Source organism: Liquorilactobacillus mali KCTC 3596 = DSM 20444 (assembly GCF_000260415.1).
Lineage (GTDB): Bacteria > Bacillota > Bacilli > Lactobacillales > Lactobacillaceae > Liquorilactobacillus > Liquorilactobacillus mali.
The window spans coordinates 1-425 of the sequence record NZ_BACP01000095.1 but is presented as its reverse complement, the minus strand read 5'-3'; the positions used below and the strand labels follow the sequence as shown (position 1 = coordinate 425).

At 32.7% G+C, this 425-nt stretch carries 1 protein-coding gene; it reads right to left on the bottom strand.

Translation table 11 applies throughout. The features are described from left to right. Positions 1-41 precede the first annotated feature (41 nt). Positions 42-425: DUF722 domain-containing protein (locus GSM_RS13635; RefSeq protein ID WP_010078427.1), on the bottom strand; the 384-nt coding region annotated here is incomplete at its 5' end.

Genomic DNA, 425 nt, shown 5'->3' with positions numbered 1-425 from the left:
AATAATAAATTTTTTTCAATGAGACTTTTTGCTATATAGTCTCATTTTCGTAATATTCCCTCTTTTTTTGCTAAAAGCTCCAATAATTTTTCACGTTTGCGGTATATTTGTGCTTTACTTAATCTTGGTTCTAACAATTCACCAACTAGCAACCAGTCATAATAATCATCAGTACACCAACGTAACTCATATATTTGTCTCTGCTGTTTAGTCATGTCAATTAGTAAATCATCTTTTATCATTCTTAGTCTGTACAACCGTTGCAAATATGGATCTTGTTCTTTTTTCTCAATCAACTCTTGTGCTTTGAATGATGTGATTGTACTTCTACCACCGCCAACATTCTCGTCTTGAAACTCACGGTACGGCCATTCTAATTCAATCTCACGTTGACTAATCAATTTATCGATATTAGCTATTTTCTC